At 27.5% G+C, this 21,193-nt stretch carries 21 protein-coding genes; 6 read left to right on the top strand and 15 right to left on the bottom strand.

What is annotated here, in order from left to right; all coding sequences use genetic code 11:
• Positions 1 to 6: 6 nt before the first annotated feature.
• On the top strand, positions 7 to 1,080 hold the full coding sequence (gene aroC, locus ABIV_RS10165) for a chorismate synthase (RefSeq protein WP_114839774.1): 1,074 nt from the start codon (positions 7 to 9) through the stop codon (positions 1,078 to 1,080).
• Between the two features lie 99 nt (positions 1,081 to 1,179).
• Here aroC and ABIV_RS10170 read toward each other — a convergent pair whose 3' ends face one another.
• On the bottom strand, positions 1,180 to 1,515 hold the full coding sequence (locus ABIV_RS10170) for a hypothetical protein (RefSeq protein ID WP_114839775.1): 336 nt from the start codon (positions 1,513 to 1,515) through the stop codon (positions 1,180 to 1,182).
• Between the two features lie 369 nt (positions 1,516 to 1,884).
• On the opposite strand from ABIV_RS10170, the gene ABIV_RS10175 reads away from it, so the two are divergent.
• Positions 1,885 to 2,475 (top strand): DUF134 domain-containing protein, encoded by a 591-nt coding sequence (locus tag ABIV_RS10175; RefSeq protein ID WP_114839776.1) that lies wholly within the window; start codon positions 1,885 to 1,887, stop codon positions 2,473 to 2,475.
• A gap of 12 nt (positions 2,476 to 2,487) precedes the next feature.
• Here the strand turns inward: ABIV_RS10175 and htpX are convergent, their stop codons facing one another.
• Positions 2,488 to 3,339: a zinc metalloprotease HtpX gene (gene htpX, locus ABIV_RS10180; protein ID WP_114839777.1), complete on the bottom strand. Its 852-nt coding sequence runs from the start codon at positions 3,337 to 3,339 to the stop codon at positions 2,488 to 2,490.
• A 58-nt stretch (positions 3,340 to 3,397) separates the two neighbouring features.
• Positions 3,398 to 4,312, bottom strand: coding sequence for a 5'-nucleotidase (locus ABIV_RS10185; protein WP_114839778.1), 915 nt, complete (start codon positions 4,310 to 4,312; stop codon positions 3,398 to 3,400).
• 71 nt (positions 4,313 to 4,383) lie between these two features.
• Here ABIV_RS10185 and ABIV_RS10190 point away from each other — a divergent pair, with 71 nt between their 5' ends.
• Positions 4,384 to 4,872 (top strand): SixA phosphatase family protein, encoded by a 489-nt coding sequence (locus tag ABIV_RS10190; RefSeq protein ID WP_114839779.1) that lies wholly within the window; start codon positions 4,384 to 4,386, stop codon positions 4,870 to 4,872.
• Positions 4,873 to 4,964: 92 nt separating this feature from the next.
• Complete coding sequence (locus tag ABIV_RS10195; RefSeq protein WP_114839780.1) at positions 4,965 to 5,444, top strand: SixA phosphatase family protein; 480 nt, start codon at positions 4,965 to 4,967, stop codon at positions 5,442 to 5,444.
• Here ABIV_RS10195 and ABIV_RS10200 read toward each other — a convergent pair.
• The 11 genes from ABIV_RS10200 to ABIV_RS10250 form a co-directional block, all read right to left on the bottom strand.
• On the bottom strand, positions 5,441 to 6,679 hold the full coding sequence (locus ABIV_RS10200) for a BaiN/RdsA family NAD(P)/FAD-dependent oxidoreductase (protein ID WP_114839781.1): 1,239 nt from the start codon (positions 6,677 to 6,679) through the stop codon (positions 5,441 to 5,443). The two genes, ABIV_RS10195 and ABIV_RS10200, sit on opposite strands and share 4 nt — an antisense overlap.
• A gap of 6 nt (positions 6,680 to 6,685) precedes the next feature.
• A complete protein-coding gene (gene mnmE, locus ABIV_RS10205; RefSeq protein WP_410471244.1) occupies positions 6,686 to 8,026 on the bottom strand; it encodes a tRNA uridine-5-carboxymethylaminomethyl(34) synthesis GTPase MnmE in 1,341 nt (446 codons plus the stop codon).
• A 4-nt stretch (positions 8,027 to 8,030) separates the two neighbouring features.
• On the bottom strand, positions 8,031 to 8,912 hold the full coding sequence (locus ABIV_RS10210; RefSeq protein ID WP_114839783.1) for a Jag N-terminal domain-containing protein: 882 nt from the start codon (positions 8,910 to 8,912) through the stop codon (positions 8,031 to 8,033).
• A gap of 11 nt (positions 8,913 to 8,923) precedes the next feature.
• Positions 8,924 to 10,525: a membrane protein insertase YidC gene (gene yidC / locus ABIV_RS10215; protein WP_114840501.1), complete on the bottom strand. Its 1,602-nt coding sequence runs from the start codon at positions 10,523 to 10,525 to the stop codon at positions 8,924 to 8,926.
• Positions 10,526 to 10,529: 4 nt separating this feature from the next.
• Positions 10,530 to 10,865, bottom strand: a complete 336-nt coding sequence (yidD, locus tag ABIV_RS10220; protein WP_114839784.1) for a membrane protein insertion efficiency factor YidD — start codon at positions 10,863 to 10,865, stop codon at positions 10,530 to 10,532.
• Positions 10,858 to 11,202 (bottom strand): ribonuclease P protein component, encoded by a 345-nt coding sequence (gene rnpA / locus ABIV_RS13805; protein WP_114839785.1) that lies wholly within the window; start codon positions 11,200 to 11,202, stop codon positions 10,858 to 10,860. The genes yidD and rnpA overlap by 8 nt, the downstream gene beginning before the upstream one ends.
• Entirely contained in the window at positions 11,190 to 11,324 is a 135-nt protein-coding gene (rpmH, locus tag ABIV_RS10230) for a 50S ribosomal protein L34 (protein WP_044417745.1), read from the bottom strand. Before rpmH ends, rnpA begins: the two co-directional genes overlap by 13 nt.
• Before the next feature lie 86 nt (positions 11,325 to 11,410).
• Entirely contained in the window at positions 11,411 to 13,987 is a 2,577-nt protein-coding gene (locus ABIV_RS10235; protein ID WP_114839786.1) for an ATP-dependent Clp protease ATP-binding subunit, read from the bottom strand.
• A 65-nt stretch (positions 13,988 to 14,052) separates the two neighbouring features.
• The gene (locus tag ABIV_RS10240) at positions 14,053 to 16,182 is read right to left on the bottom strand and encodes an ATP-binding protein (RefSeq protein WP_114839787.1); all 2,130 of its coding nucleotides are present in this window, start codon (positions 16,180 to 16,182) and stop codon (positions 14,053 to 14,055) included.
• Positions 16,175 to 17,281, bottom strand: coding sequence for an ABC transporter substrate-binding protein (locus ABIV_RS10245; RefSeq protein WP_114839788.1), 1,107 nt, complete (start codon positions 17,279 to 17,281; stop codon positions 16,175 to 16,177). Before ABIV_RS10245 ends, ABIV_RS10240 begins: the two co-directional genes overlap by 8 nt.
• Before the next feature lie 8 nt (positions 17,282 to 17,289).
• Positions 17,290 to 18,390 carry an ABC transporter substrate-binding protein gene (locus tag ABIV_RS10250; protein ID WP_114839789.1) on the bottom strand — a complete coding sequence of 367 codons (1,101 nt, stop codon included), beginning with the start codon at positions 18,388 to 18,390 and terminating at the stop codon, positions 17,290 to 17,292.
• 66 nt (positions 18,391 to 18,456) lie between these two features.
• Here ABIV_RS10250 and ABIV_RS10255 point away from each other — a divergent pair, with 66 nt between their 5' ends.
• Complete coding sequence (locus ABIV_RS10255) at positions 18,457 to 19,020, top strand: ribonuclease HII (RefSeq protein WP_114839790.1); 564 nt, start codon at positions 18,457 to 18,459, stop codon at positions 19,018 to 19,020.
• Here the strand turns inward: ABIV_RS10255 and ABIV_RS10260 are convergent.
• Positions 19,012 to 19,326 (bottom strand): MTH1187 family thiamine-binding protein, encoded by a 315-nt coding sequence (locus tag ABIV_RS10260; RefSeq protein WP_114839791.1) that lies wholly within the window; start codon positions 19,324 to 19,326, stop codon positions 19,012 to 19,014. The two genes, ABIV_RS10255 and ABIV_RS10260, sit on opposite strands and share 9 nt — an antisense overlap.
• Positions 19,327 to 19,409: 83 nt before the next feature.
• Between ABIV_RS10260 and ABIV_RS10265 the strand changes: the two genes are divergently transcribed.
• Positions 19,410 to 21,110 (top strand): ankyrin repeat domain-containing protein, encoded by a 1,701-nt coding sequence (locus ABIV_RS10265; RefSeq protein WP_162918004.1) that lies wholly within the window; start codon positions 19,410 to 19,412, stop codon positions 21,108 to 21,110.
• Positions 21,111 to 21,193 lie beyond the last annotated feature (83 nt).

Consider the following 21,193-nt stretch of genomic DNA (forward strand, 5'->3'; position numbering starts at 1 on the left):
GGGAAAATGAATAGTTTTGGTAGTAAATTTAGATTTACAACATTTGGAGAGAGTCATGGTAGAGCATTAGGTTGTATCGTTGATGGTGTACCTGCTGGAATTACTGTTGATGAAGATTTTATTCAAGCAGAAATGGATAGAAGAAAACCTGGACAAAATGCTTATGCAACTCCAAGAAAAGAGTCAGATAAAGTTGAAATTCTAAGTGGAGTATTTGAGGGTAAAACTACAGGAACACCTATCTCTATGGTTATTTTTAATGAAAACCAAAAAAGTAGAGATTATACAAATGTAAAAGACCTATTTAGACCAGGTCATGCAGATTTCACTTATTTTGAGAAATATGGAATTCGAGATTATAGAGGTGGAGGTAGAAGTTCAGCAAGAGAGACAGCAGCAAGAGTTGCAGCTGGTGCTATTGCAAAACTTTTATTAAAAGAACTTGGAATTGAAGTTTTAAGTGGTATTTGTGAAATAGATGGTATTAAATCTTCTAAAGAGGATTTTGATTTTGCTAAAACTTCAGAGATTTTTTCACTTGATAAAGATAAAGAAGAGTTTCAAAAAGATGCAATTACAAAAGCAAAGAAAGAGCATAACTCAGTTGGTGGAGTTGCTTTAGTAAAAGTAAAAAACTCTCCTGCTGGACTTGGTGAACCTTTATATCATAGACTAGATGCTCAAATTGCAAATGCTATGATGGGAATTAATGCAGTAAAAGCTATAGAGATAGGAGATGGAACAGAAGCAAGTGCTAAAAAAGGTTTAGAAAACAATGATCAAATGAGAGCAGATGGCTTTAAAACAAATCATTGTGGTGGAATTCTAGGTGGAATTAGTACTGGTGCTGATATTGATGTAAAAGTTTATTTTAAACCAACGCCTTCAATCTTCTTAAAGCAAGAGACAGTTGATATTAATAATAATGAAGTTAATTGTGAGCTAAAAGGTAGACATGACCCTTGTGTTGCAATTAGAGGAAGTGTTGTTGCTGAATCTATGATGTCATTAGTTCTTGCAGATATGCTACTTTTAAATATGAGTAGTAAGCTTGAAAATATAAAAAAAGTTTACAATTAATAGGTAAATTTACTTAAGATTTAAGAATATTTCTGTAGTATTCATCCAAGCCTTTACTTTGGTCAAGTTGAAAGGACAGCGGAGTTTTCTCCGCTTTTTTTATGCTCGTTTTAATTTGTCTTGAACAAAATCACTAAATGTATTTAAAACACTTTTGTTTTCTGAAGCAATAAAAACTGATGTACCATTTACTTTTAATTCATTAAGAGGCAGATTCTCTTTTTGAGGTAAAATTAAAATTCTGTAATGGTTATCTTTACACTCTTTTAAAATATCTTCTTTTGTATGAGGATGAGTGTTTTTAACTAATTCTACTTCAGTTATTTGTTGTCCTGTTACATGAAGTACTGTAAGATATTTTGAATCTTCGAAAGAGCTTTCTACTTTTGAGAGATAACTCATTTTTTCATTTGTTGGGAACACTATTCTATACATAGTAACTCCTTGAATTTAAATAGGGTTGGAAAAGAAAGATTTTCAAAACATCAGTACAAATTAGAAAGAGTGAAAAAAAAGTAATGACTAGGGAAAAGACAATTATATATTTTGTTCCTAATTGTAACTGATGTTTAAAAATATATTCCATATAAGTAAATATAATATATTTAGTATGTAAAATAAGAAAACCATAATAGGTCACACTAAAAAAGAAGATCACACACACTTATTTTACAAACATGTAGGAATGAATGTTATATCACTTTATGAACATATGACCGAATTATAACAATTTTTTGAGCATATGTCAAGTATATTTTAAACATTTTATGATAAAATTTCACTATATAAATTACAAGGTTATTAATGGCTAGAGAAAAACTTCAAAGAAAACTTGAATTAAAACCAGTGTCCAAGTACTTTGGACCTAAAGATTTCAAAGCTACGCAAGATGTAATTTTACTTCATGAAGAGCTTGAAGCTATCCATTTGATGGATTCATTTTGTATGTATCAAGAAGATGCTGCAAAAAAAATGAATGTATCAAGAGCTACTTTTGCAAGAATTATCAAAAGTGCAAGAAAAAAAATCTCACTTGCTTTGATTACTGGAAGTAATATCAAAGTACATGAAATTAAAAATGAATTTCATATTGCTGTATGTTCAAATAGCAATACAGAATTAGATTATGCAGATGCAACTGCAAAATATATCTGGATCTACTTCATTAAAGACTATAAATTAAAATCTTCTAACTGTATTAATAATCCAATGTATGAAAATGAAGAAGAAGCAGCTTGTAATGTTTTACCAGATATTTTGTATGATTATAAAACAAACTACTTTTTACTTGAAAATATTGATTATGATTTAAAAATTTCTTTAATTGCAAAAGGTATTTATCCTATTTTACAAGAAGAAATCACTGAAGATAAACTTGTAGATATATTTCAATAAGAGAAAACTCTCTTATTGAATTTCATATTTTAACTCTTCTAATCTAGCTATTCTATCCTCAGTTGTAGGATGCGTTCTAAAGAAATCCCCAAATGAAGTCTTTTTACCTGAAAAAGGATTTACAATAAACATATGAGCTGTTTGCTCTGTTGCATTATGAATTTCATGCCCTCTTCTAGCATAATTTTCTAATTTTGCTAAAGCACTTTGTAAACCAGCAGGATTTTTAGTCATTCTTGCTGCACCCTCATCTGCCATATATTCTCTACTTCTACTAACTGTCATTTGTATTATTGAAGCTGCTAAAGGTAAAATTATAGCCATAATAATCATCACAATTGGATGAGCTCCTTGTCTATTATTCCCTCCAAACATTGCACCAAATTGCATCATATTTGCAATCATTGCAATTGCTCCTGCAAAAACTGCAGCTATTGTACCAATAAGAATATCATAATGTTTTATATGAGATAACTCATGGGCAATTACCCCTTCAAGTTCTTCCTCATTTAACATTTCATATAAACCCATGGTAACTGCAACTGCTGCATTTTCATGGTTTCTTCCTGTAGCAAAAGCATTAGGTGTATGGTCTGGTATTAAATAGACTTTTGGCATTGGAAGATTAGCTTTTTGTACAAGTTTTTGTGTAATTCTATATACTGGATGAGAGCTATCTTCTATTGGCGTTGCATTATAATGCTTTAATACTTGTTTATCTGAATAGTAGTATGCATAAAAGTTCATTCCTCCTGCTAGTAAAAATGCAATTAACATTCCATTTGAACCACCAAAAGAGTATCCTATAAATACAAATAATACTGTTAGAAGAGTTAATAAAAATACTGTTTTAATTTGTTCCATAATTCTCCTTTAAATTTTTTCTTAGTTTAACATCAAATAATTAATAGATGTTAAATAATTATATCTTTTTTAGTATGGAATCATCGTGGTATGGTACTTTTGCACTTGGTGTTTTTTTAGAAGTACTCTCTAAATGAACATCTTGGTCATCAAAGAAAATATCAGCACCAAAAGCCTCCACAACCTCATACTTATCTACTCCTCCTAAAAAGAAAGATTCATCAAGTCTTACTCCCCATTGAGAAAGTGTTCTAATTACCCTTTCATGTGCAGGGGAGTTTCTTGCTGTAATTAATGCTGTTCTTATAGGTGTTTGCTCTTGAGGATATTTTGATTGAATATTAGAGATAACTCTTAATAATTGTGCAAAAGGTCCTGATTGTAAAGCATTACTTGCATTTTTCTTTTCATACTCTAAAAAAGCTTCTAACCCTTGAGTTTTATAGATAATTTCTGATTCTTCTGAAAAGAGTACGGCATCACCATCAAATGCAATTTTAACTTGATTTGAATACTCATCTTCTTCATTTTTATAAGGCAAAATTCTTGCTGCTGCAATTCCTTCATTTATTGCATTTTGAACATCTAACTCATTAGCTGATAAAAATAAATCTACTTTAAAAGGCTTTAAATATTTTGCAATATCATTACCCCCACTCCAAGCAGATCTAGCTATATCTAAGCCATATTTTTCAATTGATTTTGTAATTCTTAATGAAGTTGCTGCATTATTTCTTGAAAGAATAATTACTTCAACTTGCTTATCATTTGGAAAATCTTCATTTATTTTTAGTAAATTTTTAACAAGTCTAAAACCTGTTCCTTTTTCAATAAGCTCATCCTCTTTTTCAATTTGATGTTTATAATATTCATCAAGTCCTTTTTTCTCAAAAATTTCATTCTCGTTTTCTAAATCAAATAAGGCTCTTGAAGAGATTGCTATTACTAATTTTTTTTCTAAATCATAACCCAAATAAAACTCCATTATTAATATCTTAAATAATTATACAAAAAAAGATATAATATTTGTGCTTAGGAGATAAGATGAAAAAGCTATATATAATAAGACATGCAAAATCTGATTGGTCAAATCCTAATTTAGATGATTTTGATAGACCTTTAAACAAAAGAGGTAAAAAAAATGCCCCTTTTATGGCTGATATTTTAAGACAAAAAAATGCTAATCCTGATTTAATAATTGCAAGTCCTGCTTATAGGACCAAAAAAACAGCAGAAATCATAAAAAAACACATTGCTTATAAGTCTCCTATTCTTTATGATGAACATCTTTATGAAGCCTCTTTAAAGACTATTCTCGAAGTTATAAATTTTATAGATGATGATTATGATACAGTTTTTTTAGTAGGTCATAATCCAGGTTTAAACATGCTTGGATTTTATTTAGTTGACTTTAATGAAAATATTCCAACTTGTGGAATATTAGAAATAGAATTTGATTGTGATAGCTGGCGAGAAGTAAATAAAAAAAGAGCAAAACTCCTCTCTTTTGATTATCCTAAAAAAAAGTATTAAAAAAATTTTACTATTTTTTTATTTTTTATTACTTTACAAGTTAAAAGTACTTAAAATAATCTAAAACAATTACTTGCGTAGGTACATAATAAATGAAAACACTTTTTATAATGAGACACGGTCAAAAAGATACTTCAAATCTAAATGTAGATGATTATGATATTGAAGTTACAAAAAAAGGTCTTGAAGACGTAAAAAAAATATCAAAAGTATTAAAAGAAAAAAATATTTTACCTGATTTATTAGTTGCAAGTCCAGCAAAAAGAACAAAAACAACTGCTGAACTTGTAGCAAAAGAGCTTGGTTACTCAAAGAATATTATGTATAATGAAGTTTTATTCCAAGCTTTTGTAAATGAAGTTATTGAATCTATTACTTATACTTTTGATAATGTAGATACTCTTATGATTATAGGTCATAATCCTTCTTTAACTGCATTAGGAGTTACTTTAGCTGGATTAAAAGAGAAGATTTTAATGGGAGAAGTTGTAAAAATAGAGTTTGATTGTAACTCTTGGACTTCTATTGATAAATCAAATGCAAGGTTAATAGAGCATATAAAAGTAGATTAATCTAGCAATTTTCCTGCTAGATTTCCACTTGCAAAAGACCATTGTAAATTGTAACCACCACATGGTCCATCTAAATCAACCACTTCTCCACAAAAATATAGACCTTTCACAAGTTTACTCTGCATAGTTTTTGGGTCAATCTGTTTTAAGCTAATTCCACCTCTTGTTATCATCGCTCTTTCAAAACCTAAATGGCCATTAATAGTTAAAGGAGTATTTACCAAAATTTTCACTAAATTTTGTCTTACTTCTCCTTTTAAATCTTTAAACTTCAATTCACAATCTGCTTCTACTAAAAGGCAAAGCTCTTTTATTACAGATTGAGGTAAAAGTGTTTCTAAAGTTTGTAAGATATTAAAATCTATATTTTCACTTGTTCTTTTTTTTATATAAGAGAAAAGTTCTTCTTCATTCATCCCTTTTAACATATTTATTAAAATAGGTACTTCTTTATATTTCTCAAGCAAAGGTGTTATTTCCCTTGAAAAATCTAAAACAACGGGTCCTCTAATACCTTTAGTTGTAAAGATTAAATCCCCAGTTTTTTTAAGGTTTTTATATTTTTTTATATCAACCCTTAGTTGAGCTTTTGCAATTGTATCTGCACGGCATTGTGCAACCCAAGTATCTTTTGTAAGCAAGGGTATCATAGCAGGATGTAAAGAAGTAACTTTATGTCCAGAAGTTTTTGCAAAAGTATATCCATCTCCATTTGCTCCAAGTTTTGGATAACCTAAACCACCTGTAGCAACTACTACTTTTGAAGTTTTTATCTTACCTTTTGAAGTAAGTATTTCTTTTACAAGGTTCTCTTCAAAAATAATATCATCTGCTTTTGTTAAATATGCAATCTCTACACCAACATTTATAAGTTCTTGTTCTAAGGCATTTATAATAGTTGAAGAGTTATGCGTTACAGGAAAGACTTTAAAGCCATCGGGAATATGAGTTTCAACACCTATATTTCCAAGAAAAGAGATTAAATCTTCATAATTAAAATCTCTTAATGCTTCATACATAAACTTACCATTTTTTCCAAAAGAGTTCATAAAGTCTTCATTTGAAAGAGTATTTGTAAGATTACATCGACCACCACCTGTGGCTTTTAATTTAGGACCTAATTTTTCTTGTTGTTCTAAAATAATAACATCTAAAGAGTTTCTAGCAGCAACAATTGCTGCTATCATACCAGCAGCTCCTGCTCCTATGACTACTAAGTCATAACTTTCTTTCATTCTTTACTATTTTCCTAAGCAAAAAGAGCCAAACATTACATCTAACATTTGGTCATGTTCATATGGTCTTGTGATATTTGAGATTGAGTGTAATGCTTCATTTATATGATATGCAAAGAACTCTAACTCTCCTGTTTCAAGAGGTAGTGTAGCTTGTTGTATATGATAATAAGTATTTTCAACTTCATCAACTTGTCGTTTAGATACTAAAGTCATATCATCACTATGAGTATTTGAGTCTAAAATAGTCTCTATTTTTTTAATAAGAGGAGTTATTGTCTCTTTCGTACTTAAAGAGATGAATTCTTTATCTAAACTCTCTTTTTCAAAACTATTTTCTAAATCACATTTATTTAAAACAGTTATAATCTCTTTTTGAGAGTTGTTTTCTAAAAGTTCTAATATCTTTTTATCTTCATTATCTAAAGCTTTACTATTATCAAAAAGAGCAATTACAATATCAGCTTCATTTACTGCTTCTATAGATTTTTCAATTCCTATTTTTTCAATAACATCATCAGCTTCTCTAATACCTGCTGTATCAACTATTTTTATAATATGAGTTCCTATTTTAACAGACTCTTCTATTGTATCTCTAGTTGTTCCTGCAATATCAGAAATAATTGCTCTATCAAAATTAAGAAGTTTATTTAAAAGTGAAGATTTCCCAACATTTGGTTTTCCAACAATTGCTACTTTAAAACCTTCTATTAAACCTTCTCTTCTTTTACTTGCATCTAAAGTATTTGATAGTTTATCTTTGATTTTATCTAGCTTATTTTGAATTTGCTCAAAAATATCGCTTGGTAAATCCTCTTCTGCATAATCAATATTTACCTCTGTATAAGCAAGCATAAAAAGTAAATCTTCTCTAATATCATTTACAAACTCTGTTAACTCACCCTTTAACTGTTTTGCTAAAAGTTTAACAGCATCTTCACTTCTTGCTTCAATAATCTTAGCAATTGCTTCTGCTTTTGTAAGGTCAATTTTTCCATTTAAAAAAGCCCGTTTAGAGAACTCTCCAGGATTAGCAAGTCTTGCTCCACACTTTAATACTTCTTGTAAAATTATATTTGAAATTGCTACTCCACCATGACATTGAAACTCAACAATATCTTCCCCTGTGAAAGAGTATGGGTTTTTAAAATAGATTAAAAGAGCTTCGTCAATGATTTCATTGTTTGAATTGTAAATAGTCCCAAGAGTTGCTACTCTTGGTTTAAGTTCTTGTTTTTTTGAAAGTTTTAAAGCTATAGCTAGGGCATTTCTACCACTAACTCTTACAATAGAAATTGAGCCAATACCATTTGCAGTTGCAATGGCAACAATTGTATTATCATCCAACAATTTATTGCTCTTTACTTCTATATTCGTTTACAAGTACGTATTTATCCCCTCTGATATTAGTTTTAACAGCAACATATTTATCAGGGAATTCTTCTCTTAATTTTTTAAGTGCAATATGAACTAAAATACCATCTAATGGTTTAGTTTTGAAATTACCTTTTTCTTTAATTGTTTCAATTACTGGTTCTAAGTATGTATGAATTGAAGCCTCTTGGTTTTTCAAAAACTCTGCTACTTCAAGTCTTAGCATAAGACCATATTTTTCATTTATCCAGTTAAATAAAATATATGATAAGGCTTTATATCTATACCCTTCTTTACCAATTAATAAAGCAGAATCAGTTCCTGTAAACTCTATATAAAGAGTATTTTCATCATAAAATTCTACTTTTATATTATCAATACCATAACAAGTATCTTCAAATAAAGAGCGTAAACCTTCTTTTACTTCTGTAATAATCTCTTGTGCTTCTTTTTTTACAATAATTTTTGAGATTTCATTTTTGTTATCAGCTTCAGAATAGAACTTATCAAAAATCTCTTCTTTTGATTCTACATTAGGAACAGAGTTTAATTTTTTTTCAGTTTTGTAAGTTTTTGAAGTGTATGTCTCTTCGTCTCTTCTATTTGAGTCTTCTATTTTTTTAGAAACATCTTCAATTTTAATATCTTTTTTTCTAAATTTTTGTTCTTTAGGTCTTCTATTATCTCTTCTTCGTCTTCTTGATGAAGCAGTAATAATAGCATTTTTCTTTCCAAAGCCAAGAAATCCTTTACTTGGCTGTTGGATAATATCAATATCTAAGTCAGTTATAGAACATTCAAACTCTGATGTTGCGAGTTCGTAAGCTTCTTCTAAACACGTTGCTTCAAATTTTTTCATAATAGACTCCTCTATTTTTTAGCAGCTCTTTTTTTCTCAAACATTTGGTTTATATAGTATTGTTGTGCAATAGTAAATACGTTGTTTACAAACCAGTATAGAGTTAAACCAGCTGGGAACCATAAGAAGAAGAACGTAAAGATGATTGGTAACATTTGGAAAATCTTCTTTTGCATCTCATCTTGCATAGTATTAGGTGTAATTTTTTGTTGTAACCACATTGAAGCACCCATTAAAATTGGTAATACAAAATATGGGTCCATTTCTGCTAAATCGTGTACCCAGAAAATCCACTCTGCACCTTTTAATTCAATTGCATTTAATAAAACTCTATAGATTGCAAAGAATACAGGAATTTGTAAAATTAATGGTAAACAACCACCCATAGGGTTTGCATTATGCTTTTTATAAAGCTCCATCATATGCATTGATTGTTTTTGTTTATCATTTTTATATTTTTCTTGGATCTCTTTCATTTTTGGAGCAAGTTCTTTTAACTTGTTCATAGATACCATACCTTTATATGATAAAGGATATAAAACAAGTTTAATTAAAATTGTTAATATAACAATTGTCCAACCCCAGTTTCCAACATATGATTGAATAAATTGAAGTAATGTAAACATAGGTTTAGCAATAAATGTAAACCATCCATACTCAATTACATCTGTTAATTCAGGGTGTAAAGCTTTTAAATCATTAAAGTGCTTTGGTCCCATATAACCTGAGAATGAAATTTTTTCAGTAACATGAACAAAACCTTGTGGGTTATTGTTGTTATCTGGCATTAAAGATACTTGTAAAGAGTTATCAAAGTTATAAATAACTGTTGCATAATATCTATCAAAATTTGAAACAAATTTAATTCCAGTATAAGATTTAACTTTATCTAAATCTTCATCTGAAGTTAATTCCATTGTTCCATCATTAAGTTTTAAATATAAACCATGGTCAGCATACATATCTGCTAATACATTTGGTCTAAAACCATTTGTAATAAAGTATTGCTCTTTTTTATCTGTTGAAATATCTAAATCGTAGTGTCCATTTGGATAAACAGTAAAGTTTTTAGTTAATGTAATATCTGATAGTTTTTGAACAAGTGTGAATTTTTGAGCCTCTTTAGTTGCATCAACATTTGTTGCAGTAGTTTCATAAGATACTTTAAAAGCTTCATCATTAATATTAGTATTTGCAAATCTAACTTCTAAAGGTCTTAGTTGATCAGCTTCAAAAAGTTTAATTTGATTTCCATCTTCATCTTTATATTTTGCTTCTAATAAAGTAACTTGTGCTACTCTACCTAACCTATCAATTTCAATAATATTTCTGTTAGTTTTAATTGTAGTTAAAATATTTGAAGAACCAATTGCTTTTGATGATAAGGCTTGAATTGATTTATTCATATCATCTTGTGATTGTGCTACTGGAGCATTTGATACACTTGTTACATCAGGAGCACTATTTTGCTTTTGCTCTTTTGCAATTTCTTGCTGTTTTGCTTTCTCTTCTTGTTGAGGCTTTAATACTAAAAATTCATAAGCTATAAAAAATGCAAACACTACAAGTGTCATTATTAGCATTCTTTTTTGCATACCGCCATTGTCGTTCATATTGTTATTCATCATTATTATTTTTCCACTCCCGATTTTTTACTATGAGGTATTTATCATCTGCCATTGGAACTAGCCAATATTTGATTTTGATTTTTTTAAAATTGATATTATTATGCTTTACTATTTTTACAACAGGATAGTCAAATCCACCAGCAAAAAGTTGATTACATCTTAATATGCGTGATATTGTAAAATAAGTTGCCTTAAAAAAAGTATTGTTCTCATATTGCCACAGGGCATAATTAGAACAAGATGGGTAATATCTACATGACCCAAAAGATATAACAGATAAATATTTTTGATAAAACCTAATTAGGTATTTAGATATTCTATTCATCTGTCTTAAATAATTGAAGTTTTTTCATAGCATATAAAAAATCTTTTTCAAAAGATTTATAATCTTTTTCAAAAATCATATCTTTTGCTACAAAAATATATTTGCCACTTAGTAGTCTATTTTCATATTTTAGACAAAGTGCTCTTAGTTTTCTTTTTGCCTTAGCTCTTTTAACAGCATTTCCTACTTTTTTTGAAGCAACAAATGCTAAGTTTAACTTTTCACTAGACGAAAAAAAAGCGACAAAAGTGTGGGTATGCCACTTTTTGCCGCTTTTATAAAGTTGATTAAAATCTTTTGAATTGTTAAGACGGTGAAGTTTACTTAAACAGCTAATCTTTTTCTACCTTTAGCTCTTCTTGCTTTGATAACTTTTCTTCCGTTTTTAGTTTTCATTCTGATTCTAAAACCATGCGTTCTTTTTCTTGGCGTGTTATGTGGTTGATATGTTCTTTTCATAATCTAATTCCTCTATTCACAAATTAAGTCGCGTATTATATTTAAAGTATACTTAAATTTTGTTTAGTTTAAGAGTTTCCTTAAATTTATTTAATATTTACAACTACTTCATTATCTTTAATATCAAACTCAACAGACGAACCTTCGGCTATTTTATCCTCTAAAATTAAATCTGCTAACTTATCTTCTACTATTTCATAAATTGCTCTTTTAAGTGGTCTTGCTCCATATACAGGGTCAAAACCAATTTTAGCAATATACTCTTTTGCACTAGAAGTTAATGAAATTGTTATATCTTTTTGTTCAACTTTTCTTTTAATTGACTCAAACATAATATTAACAATATTTGTAATTGCTTCTAATCCTAATTGTTCAAAAATTATAATATCATCTAATCTATTTAAGAATTCTGGTCTAAAATAAGCCTTTAGCTCATTTAATACCTCTTTTCTTCTACTTTCTTTATCTGAAATTTCAATAATCTTAGAACTTCCTATATTAGAAGTTAATATTATAATTGTATTTTTAAAATCTACAGTTACACCTTTATTATCTGTTAATCTTCCATCATCTAACACTTGTAATAAAATATTAAATACATCAGGGTGTGCTTTTTCAATTTCATCAAATAAAATCACTGAATAAGGTTTTCTTCTAACCGCTTCTGTTAATTGTCCACCCTCTTCATAACCAATATATCCAGGTGCGGCACCAATAAGTCTTGATACTGCATGTTTTTCCATATACTCACTCATATCAAATCTTATAAGTGATTTTTCATCATCAAAAAGGAATCTTGCAAGTGTTTTTGCACTCTCTGTTTTTCCTACTCCTGTTGGTCCTAAGAACATAAATGAACCAATAGGTCTACTATCTTCACTTAATCCTGCTTTATTTCTTTTAATTGCTCTTGAGATAGCTTTTAAAGCTTCATCTTGTCCAATTACATCCTTTCTTAAAACCTCTTCTACTTTTAAAACTTTCTGTTTTTCAGAATCCATCATCTTATTTACTGGAATTCCTGTCCATCTTGAAACAATACTTGCAATTGCCTCTTCATCAACTGAGTTTCTTAAAAGAGTTCCCTCTTCTTGCATTTTTGCCCATTTTGCTTCATTCTCTTTTATTTTTGCTTCTAATGTAGGTATTTCTCCATACTCTATTGAAGCTGCTTCTTCAAAGTTTGATTCTCTTTTTGCTCTTGCTGCTTTTGTTTTTAATTCATCAATTTTTGCTTTTAAAGAACTTGTTGCATTGAATGTCTCTTTTTCATTTTGAAATCTTGTCTCTAAAGATTGTTTCTCTTCATTTAAGTTTGCAAGCTCTTTTTCTATTGCTTGAAGTCTTTCTTCATTTTTCTTAGATTTTTCCATTTTAAGAGCTTCTTTTTCTACATTAATAGTTTGAATCTCTCTTTTTATTTTTGATAAGGCAATTGGTTCACTCTCAATTTGCATTTTAAGTTCTGCTGCTGCCTCATCGATTAAGTCAATCGCTTTATCTGGTAAAAATCTATCTGTAATATATCTATTTGACAATTTTGCTGCACTTACTAAGGCTGAATCATTTATAGTTACATTATGGTGAGTTTCAAGTTTCTCTTTTATACCTCTTAAAATTTGCAATGCCTCATTTACACTTGGCTCATTTACATTTACAGGTTGAAATCTTCTTTGCATTGCTGCATCTTTTTCAAAATATTTTCTATACTCTTTTAAAGTAGTTGCACCAATTGTATGTAACTCTCCCCTTGCTAAACTTGGCTTTAAGATATTTGCGGCATCCATACTTCCTTCACTAGCTCCTGCTCCAATGATTGTATGAATTTCATCAATAAAAAGAATTATATTTCCAGCTTTTTTAACCTCATCTATAACTGATTTTAATCTATCTTCAAATTCACCTCTATATTTAGCACCTGCAATCATTGCACTCATATCAAGAGTCACAACTTTTTTATTTTGTAAAGAAGTTGGTACATCTTTATTTACTATTCTTTGTGCAAGACCTTCTGCAATTGCTGTTTTACCAGTTCCTGGTTCTCCTAATAAAATAGGATTATTTTTTGTTTTTCTTATTAGAATTTGCATCATTCTATTGATTTGCTCATCTCTTCCAATTACTGGGTCAAGTTCACCATCAATAGCTTTTTTATTTAAATCTATTCCATATTTAGATAAAGCATCAAAATTTTCATCAGCACTTGCAGAATCAACTGTTGTACCTGCTCTCATAGCTTCAAGTTCTTTTGCTGCTTCTCTTAAGTCAAGATATTTTCCTAAAATCTCTTTTATCTCTTTCGTATCAAAGTTAGCAACCAACCAAGTATCAATAGCTATAAACTTATCACCTTGTTTTATTGCTTGACCTTCTGCTTTCTCTAAAGAGTTTGCAAAGTTTCTTGATAGTTTTATATTCTCTTTTGTCACTGAAGATACAGAAGTTAATTTTGCTGCAGCTGACTTTGCTTCTAATTCAATTGCAACCTTATCTATATTCATTTTATTTAATAATTGATTTAAAACAGAATTTGTATTTGTTAATAATGCCCATAAAAAGTGTATAACTTCTACTTCTTGGTTTTTATTATGTAAAGCTAATGCTACTGACGAATCAATAGTTTCAGCCATCTGATTTGTAAGTTTTTCAAATAATTTTTTCATTTTAGCACTCCTAGTATTTAACTGCTAAAGAAATTATAGCAACTTGAGTGATAGTTTGTCAAGAGTTATTTAGGTAAAGGTAACTCTATTCTAAAACAAGCCCCTTTATAAAACCTATTTTCAACTATTAAGTTACTATTTTTAACTCTAATATTTCCACTCATATGATCAACTATTATTTGATGAGACATATAAAGCCCAATTCCTGTACCTTGAGATTTATGTTTTGTTGTAAAATAAGGATCAAAGATTTTATCAATAATATCTAAAGGTATTCCTCCTGCATTATCTTTTATCTCTAAGATATAATTATTAAACTCAATTTTTTCATCAATTTGAATAACTCTTTTTTCAATATTATTAGAAATAAAGGCATCTTTAGAGTTATTAATTATATTAACAACAACTTGAATAAATTCATTTGATAAGCCTTCATATAAAAGTTCTTCTTGTAAATAATTTTCTCTGATTTCAATTTCATGGCTCTTTAAACTTGCATCTAAAAGTTTTAACCCTTTTTTAATAATAGCTTTTATTTCAAAACTTTCTGCTTGTTTATTTGATTTAAAAAAGTTTCTAAAGTCATCAATTGTTTTAGATAAAAACTGAGTATTTTCAACAATAATATCCATAGTATCAAATACTCTTTTATCATCTAAAATGCCAAACTCTTTTTCAAATTTTATACCACTTGCACAAGTACTAATTGTATTTAAAGGTTGTCTCCATTGATGAGCGATATTACCTATCATCTCTCCCATAGAAGCCATTTTACTTTGTTGGAAAAGAAGTTTATCTTTTTGTTTTAACTCTGTTATATCAATAATAGCTGTTAATCTAATATCTTCTCCTTCAAACTCTATTATTTTTCCTTGTACTAATGCTTGAAGTTTTCTACCATTTGGTCTAACTAACTCTACCTCATAAGGTTCTGTATTTTTAAATAAATTTATTTTAACTACTTCATGGTACTCTTTTTCTATGAAATCAAACATTGATTTATTTAAAAAATCCTTTTTATTTTTAGTCTCAAAAAGTTTCATTGTTATATCATTTACATCTATTATCTTTCCATTTTGAGATAAGACAATAGATTCCATTGTTGAGTTAAATAAAGATTTAAAACTAGCTAAGGATTTTTCTAGATTATCTTCTCTTCTATCAATCTTTTCTTGCATTTTATTAAAACTATTTAATAAATTATTTAGCTCTTCATAATGAAGTTTATTGAGTTTAATATTATAGTCTCCATCAGCAATTTTTGAAGTGATTGATTGCATTTCATCAAAAGACTTAAACACTTTTTTTGAAATTTTAATAGCTAAAAATATTGCAATATAAGAAAAGAATAGAACAATTAAAACTATTGAGACAATAATTGAAGTAAGTGATTTTAAAATATCATCATGACTTTGTCTTACAACAATACTCCAATCTGTCTTTTTAACTTTAATATATGCGCCTAATTGATTTTCATTTTTTGTAACTGAAGAAAAAATTACTTGTGTAAATGGTTTTTCTTTATTTATTAATTCAGTATATAAAGAAGTAGAACTTGCATTAAACCTTTGTAATACAAATTGTCTAGAATCTGGATTTAAAATCATAATTCCACTTCTATCAAAAATTCTTAGCATATGAGAACCATCTGTATTTTTAAATCTTTGAAGAAAGTTTGATAATTCTGTTAAATTAATCATAATTACACCAATTTTACTTCCCATTCTAAAACTATAAGAAATACTTGGTTCTTCATCAACTGAAGATAAAAAGACATTACTCCAAAAATATTTTTTATTGTTTTTTATTTCTTTAAAATAAGTTTTATTTGAATAATCAAAACCTCTATAGATATTTAAATTTGAAATTGCATAAAAATCTTCAATTATTCCTTTATTGTCTAAAATCAAAATAGAAGAGATATTATTATTAGTTTCTACAATATTTTTTAAAAGTAAATAGTTATATGAATAGTTTTCTGAAATATAAAGAGCTATATTTTCTATATCACTAAGTAGTTTTTCTACTTCTTTATCAACTTGCTTTAAAATTAAATTTTGATTATATTTTATTATTTCAATTTTTGAATCATATAATTTCCAAATAGTTAAAATACCAATAATTACAATTACAGAAATAGAAAATAAAACTAATAGCTGTAATATCTCTTTTTTTAAACTTTTGATTTTATTCATCTACTCGTACAAACTCCCCATTAATAACTTTAAAATTATAATATTTTCTAATTACATCTCCATATTCATCAAAGATTATTTTATCTTGAAGTCCTTCAAACTCTCTTTTTGCTAAAAGATTCTGCTTAATCTCAGTTTCATCTCCCACTTTTAATATTTCAATAATAATTTTACTTAATTCATAAGCTTTTGAAGCATACATTGATGGAGGAATACCATATTTTTTTACATATTTATTCACAAATTCTTTATAATTTGGATTAGAAGACTTCTCATCATAGTCGATATTAAAAATAACTCCTTCTGAAGCTTTTCCTGAGTTTTCTATAAAAGAAGGAGTTCTTGCCCATTCAGCAGAAGCAAAAGGAGTTGTTATTCCTTTTAATCTCACATATTGAATTATTCTTGCAAAGTCTACTGAGTTTGCACAAATCAAAATTAAATCAGGATTTTTCTTTTTTATATTATCTACTAATAAATCTAAATTTATGTCTGTTTTTTCATAAGTAAGTAATTTATTCTCACCTTTAGAGACTAAACTTTTTTCAAAATTAATTAAATAGTCTTTTGCATAAGTTTCATTATAAGGATCATAAATCCCATATATTTTTTTGAAGTTGTTTTTGATTACATAATTAGTGAAAGAGTCAAATCTTTGTGCATTATTTGCAACATGAACTCTAAAGAAGTTATCATCTTTTTTTGAAAACTCATTACTTGCAGAAGAAGCTGAAATCATAAAAATATCATCATAATTATTAATTATTGACATTGAGACTTTAGACATAGAGCTTGTAACATTTCCTATGACAATTTTTGTATTATTTGCTATTAAGTTGTTAATTATATTTTTATTTAAATCTTCATCTTGTTTATCATCTTTTAAAACAAAAGCTATTTTTCGACCATCTATTTCATAATTAATCTCTTCAAAAGCTAATAAAATACCATTTACCATTGCATTACCAAGTACTGAATATTTACCAGTTAAAGCACCTACAAAGGCTATTTTTATCTCTTCATCTTTTTTAGAAGAACTTATAAAAATAGCTAAAAAAGCCAAAGATATTAATACAAAAATAAAAATCAACTTTTTCATAAAAATCCTTAAATAGGTTCATAACGACCATTTTTAATAGTCATTAAAATATAATCTCTTTTAATATCTCCATATTCATCAAATTCAATGGTACCTTGCAATCCTTCAAAACTCTTAATAGTCAATATTGTATCTTTAAATTTATTTAAATCTTCATTATGTTTTAAAGCTTTTATTATAATTTTTGCAGTTTCATAAGCTTGTGAAGCAAAAACAGAAGGTATGGTTTTATATTTTTCTTCATATTTTCTTACAAAGTCTAAATATTTTTTTTCTTGTGAGCTATTGTTATATGATGTTAGAAAAAGCATATTTTCTACATACTTTCCTCCATCTTCTAAAAGCTCAGAGCTTTTCGACCAACTTGAACCTATAATTAATTTTTCTAAACCATTTATTCTTAAATATTGAACTAACTTTGCAGTATCAATTGTATTTGCAATAATAATTACAGCATCAAGCTCTTTTTTCTCTTTTATATCATTAAAAATAAATGAAAAATCTTTTGAAATCTCTTTTACAGAAACAAAAGGGTTTCCTCCATGTAAAACAAAAGATTTTTCAAAATTGTTTGCATAACTTTCACTATAAGCTTTATTTTTTGAATCATAAATCGTATAGATATTTTTTATCTTGTTTTCTATTAAATGCTTACTTAATTTTTCAAAACTCTCTATTGACTGAGAAACTTGCGTTCTAAAAAAATTATCATCTTTTTTTGAAAAAAGACTACTACTTGCAGAAGCAGAAATAAGAATAGGATTATAACTCTCATCTATACTCTCTAATGCAACTTTTGTCATAGAACTTGTACCACTTCCCAAAATTAAAGAAACTTCTTCTTTTTTAAACTCTTCCATTGCAAGTTTTACAAAAGTTGTTTTTTGTCTATCATCTTTAGAAATAATTTCTATTTCTTTTCCATTTATTTTATAATTTTCTTCTTCAAAAGCTAAAGTCATTCCATCTAATAAAGAGTGTCCTAAATTAGAATACTTACCACTTAAACCACCTAAAAATCCTATTTTAATACTATTTGAGTCCTCTTTCATCCCATAATAAAAACTTACTATTCCTAGAAAAATAACTCCTACTAAAACTTTAAACATACTCTTCCCACTTTTAATAAACAATCTACTATTATACAAAAAACAATTTAATTATTTGGAGAATAGATGTTATGTGGAATAGATGAAGCAGGACGAGGTCCAATTGCAGGGCCATTAGTTGTTGCTGGAGCTATAATCAATGAAAAAGTTGAGGGCTTAAATGATTCTAAACAATTAAGTGAAAAAAAAAGAGAAAAACTATTTGATGAAATAAAAAAGAAGTGTTCGTATCATATTGTATTTACTGATGCAAAAACATTAGATGAAAAAGGTCTAAGTACTTGTTTAAAAAACTCTATTACAGAGATTATGGAAAAATTAAAAAATGAAGCAAGTGAGTTTTTAATGGATGGTAATACTTCATTTGGGATTTCAAATTTACAATATAAAATAAAAGCAGATGCAACTATTCAAGAAGTAAGTGCAGCTTCTATTCTTGCAAAGGTCAGTCGAGATAGATATATGTGTGAAATTGCTTCAGATTATCCTAATTATTCATTTGAAAAACATAAAGGTTATGGAACAAAAGCTCATATTGAAGCAATTAAAACACATGGAAGATCTTTAGAACATAGATTTAGTTTTAAAGTAAAAGGAATTGATGACCAAAATCAAGCAACTCTATTTTGATACTTCCCCTATTTTCTTCTCTACAGATTCAATTTTAGTTTTAAGTCTATTTTCTTTACCTTTTCTAATATCAAAAGTTAAAGTAGAATAGACTCTATTACAACCTAACTCTTCAAGTTTTTCATAACATTTTTGTACAATATTTAAAGCTTCTGATATTTTTTCTGTTTCAATTATAGTTGCCATTGAAGTTAACTGATAAGAAAAACCTGAATCTCTAATTACTTTAATAACTTCTGCCACATATTCACTTTTACTCTCTGTCTGATCTGTGGGAAACATTGCCATATTTAACAAAACACTCATTATTTTCCTTTTACATTAAATTTTTTATGCTTTTTTTAGCTATTGATTATATAATATTTATTATCGATATAAGAGAAATGACGATGCTTAAAAATATTTTTAACAGAAAACAACCTTCTGTAGAAGGATTTAAAAATGCCTTATTTAATAAAATATTTAATCCTGATGAAATAAACTTTCATTATAGTGAAAAAGTAAATTTATATAAAACAACTGAAAAAAAAGAGACTTTATTACACCTTTGTGCAAAATTTGCTTACATTGAATCAATAAAATGGCTACTAAATAAAGGCTTAAGTCTTGAAGCTCAAACAGAAGATAAAGAGACTGTATTATTTTATGCAGTTAAATCAAATAACATTGCTACTGTAAAATTCTTAGTTGAACAAGGTGCAAATGTAAATCATAAAAACTTTTATCATCGTACAGCCTTACAAGAAGCTATTCTTTCAGGAAGTAAAACCTATAAATACTTATTAGAGAAAACAACAGATCTTAATAATAGTGATTTTTACGGAAATAGTATAATCTTCCACGCAGTTTCTAGTGGAGACGATGAACTTTTAGATAATGTTTTAAAAAATGAAAATTTAAATATAAACTGTGTAAATAAAAATAATGATACTGTATTAAACTATGCTGTAAATAACTATTTGAAAGAAAAAGAGTCTCCTAAATCTCTTTTTTATTTCAAACTTATAAAAAAATTACTAGATTTTAAAATAGATATAAATAACTTAAATCAAAAAAAGGAGAATATTCTTTTTCAAGCTATAAAAGAAGAAGATATTAAACTTATTAATCTTTTTTTATCTCAAGAAATAGATATCAAACAAAAAAACTATTTAGGTTATACTGTTTTAGAAGAGGCTTGTTTAAAAGGGTATAGAAATATAGAAGTAATTAAAGTCTTACTAGAATTAGGAGCAGATGTTAATCAAAGAGATAATGAAGGTTCAACTTTAATTGAAAAACTAATTGATTTAATTCTTTATTATGAAAATAAAAAAGAGATAAGTTTTTATTTAGTTGAAAAAAGTTCTGATGAAAACAACTATTTTGAACTTCTTAAATATCTTTTACAAAATACAAAAGTAGATTTAAATAAATATACTTCAAAATCAAAACCTCTGTTTTTTGATACTATAATCTATTATAATTTTAAGCTTTTTAAACTTCTTCAAAAAAGTGGAATAGATATTAATCAAAATGATTTAGAACATAATAATGTATTAAGCTATTTAATTGAAAATGCAGATACTTCAACTACACAAAAACAAAAGCTATATTTAAATACTCTTCAAAGCCTAATAAACTTAGGAGTAAATATAAACAATAAAGATAATCTAGGTTCAACAGTAATTCACAAAGCTATTTTAAATAGTTCAATTTATACAATAAAAGTTTTACTAGATGCTAAACCAAATTATAAAAGTGTAGATAACAATGGAAGAACATTTATTCATAATATAGTGTGGAAAGACTGTACGAAAACTTTTAAACTAGTACACTCTTATGATAATAGTGTACTTAATATTGCTGACAAATATGGGATATTACCTATTAACTATGCAGTTTTTATGGGGAAATATGACTTAGTAATCAACATGATTGATGAATTTGCTCATGTAAATAATACAAATCAAATTAGTCCAAAAATGAAAGATTTTTTCAAAAAATTTCATAATAATTTAAATGAACTTACAAAGTATGCAAAAAACAATGTAGATGTTAAAAATTTAAGAATTTTAAGTGATAATATGAAAAAAGAGTTCTCTATTTGACCCTTAAAAGTCACAATTATAACTTTTTGGTCTATTTTTTAATAATTATTTTAGCTATTAGTTATATAATTTAGCTATGTAAA

It is taken from the genome of Halarcobacter bivalviorum, assembly GCF_003346815.1.
Lineage (GTDB): Bacteria > Campylobacterota > Campylobacteria > Campylobacterales > Arcobacteraceae > Halarcobacter > Halarcobacter bivalviorum.

Excerpts from the sequence above, each read along its gene's own strand:
- aroC (WP_114839774.1), top strand. The coding sequence starts at position 7 with ATGAATAGTTTTGGTAGTAAATTTAGATTTACAACATTTGGAGAGAGT.
- ABIV_RS10170 (WP_114839775.1), bottom strand. The coding sequence starts at position 1,515 with ATGTATAGAATAGTGTTCCCAACAAATGAAAAAATGAGTTATCTCTCA.
- ABIV_RS10175 (WP_114839776.1), top strand. The coding sequence starts at position 1,885 with ATGGCTAGAGAAAAACTTCAAAGAAAACTTGAATTAAAACCAGTGTCC.
- htpX (WP_114839777.1), bottom strand. The coding sequence starts at position 3,339 with ATGGAACAAATTAAAACAGTATTTTTATTAACTCTTCTAACAGTATTA.
- ABIV_RS10190 (WP_114839779.1), top strand. The coding sequence starts at position 4,384 with ATGAAAAAGCTATATATAATAAGACATGCAAAATCTGATTGGTCAAAT.
- ABIV_RS10195 (WP_114839780.1), top strand. The coding sequence starts at position 4,965 with ATGAAAACACTTTTTATAATGAGACACGGTCAAAAAGATACTTCAAAT.
- ABIV_RS10200 (WP_114839781.1), bottom strand. The coding sequence starts at position 6,679 with ATGAAAGAAAGTTATGACTTAGTAGTCATAGGAGCAGGAGCTGCTGGT.
- ABIV_RS10210 (WP_114839783.1), bottom strand. The coding sequence starts at position 8,912 with ATGAAAAAATTTGAAGCAACGTGTTTAGAAGAAGCTTACGAACTCGCA.
- yidC (WP_114840501.1), bottom strand. The coding sequence starts at position 10,525 with ATGAACGACAATGGCGGTATGCAAAAAAGAATGCTAATAATGACACTT.
- yidD (WP_114839784.1), bottom strand. The coding sequence starts at position 10,865 with ATGAATAGAATATCTAAATACCTAATTAGGTTTTATCAAAAATATTTA.
- rpmH (WP_044417745.1), bottom strand. The coding sequence starts at position 11,324 with ATGAAAAGAACATATCAACCACATAACACGCCAAGAAAAAGAACGCAT.
- ABIV_RS10235 (WP_114839786.1), bottom strand. The coding sequence starts at position 13,987 with ATGAAAAAATTATTTGAAAAACTTACAAATCAGATGGCTGAAACTATT.
- ABIV_RS10240 (WP_114839787.1), bottom strand. The coding sequence starts at position 16,182 with ATGAATAAAATCAAAAGTTTAAAAAAAGAGATATTACAGCTATTAGTT.
- ABIV_RS10245 (WP_114839788.1), bottom strand. The coding sequence starts at position 17,281 with ATGAAAAAGTTGATTTTTATTTTTGTATTAATATCTTTGGCTTTTTTA.
- ABIV_RS10250 (WP_114839789.1), bottom strand. The coding sequence starts at position 18,390 with ATGTTTAAAGTTTTAGTAGGAGTTATTTTTCTAGGAATAGTAAGTTTT.
- ABIV_RS10255 (WP_114839790.1), top strand. The coding sequence starts at position 18,457 with ATGTTATGTGGAATAGATGAAGCAGGACGAGGTCCAATTGCAGGGCCA.
- ABIV_RS10260 (WP_114839791.1), bottom strand. The coding sequence starts at position 19,326 with ATGAGTGTTTTGTTAAATATGGCAATGTTTCCCACAGATCAGACAGAG.
- ABIV_RS10265 (WP_162918004.1), top strand. The coding sequence starts at position 19,410 with ATGCTTAAAAATATTTTTAACAGAAAACAACCTTCTGTAGAAGGATTT.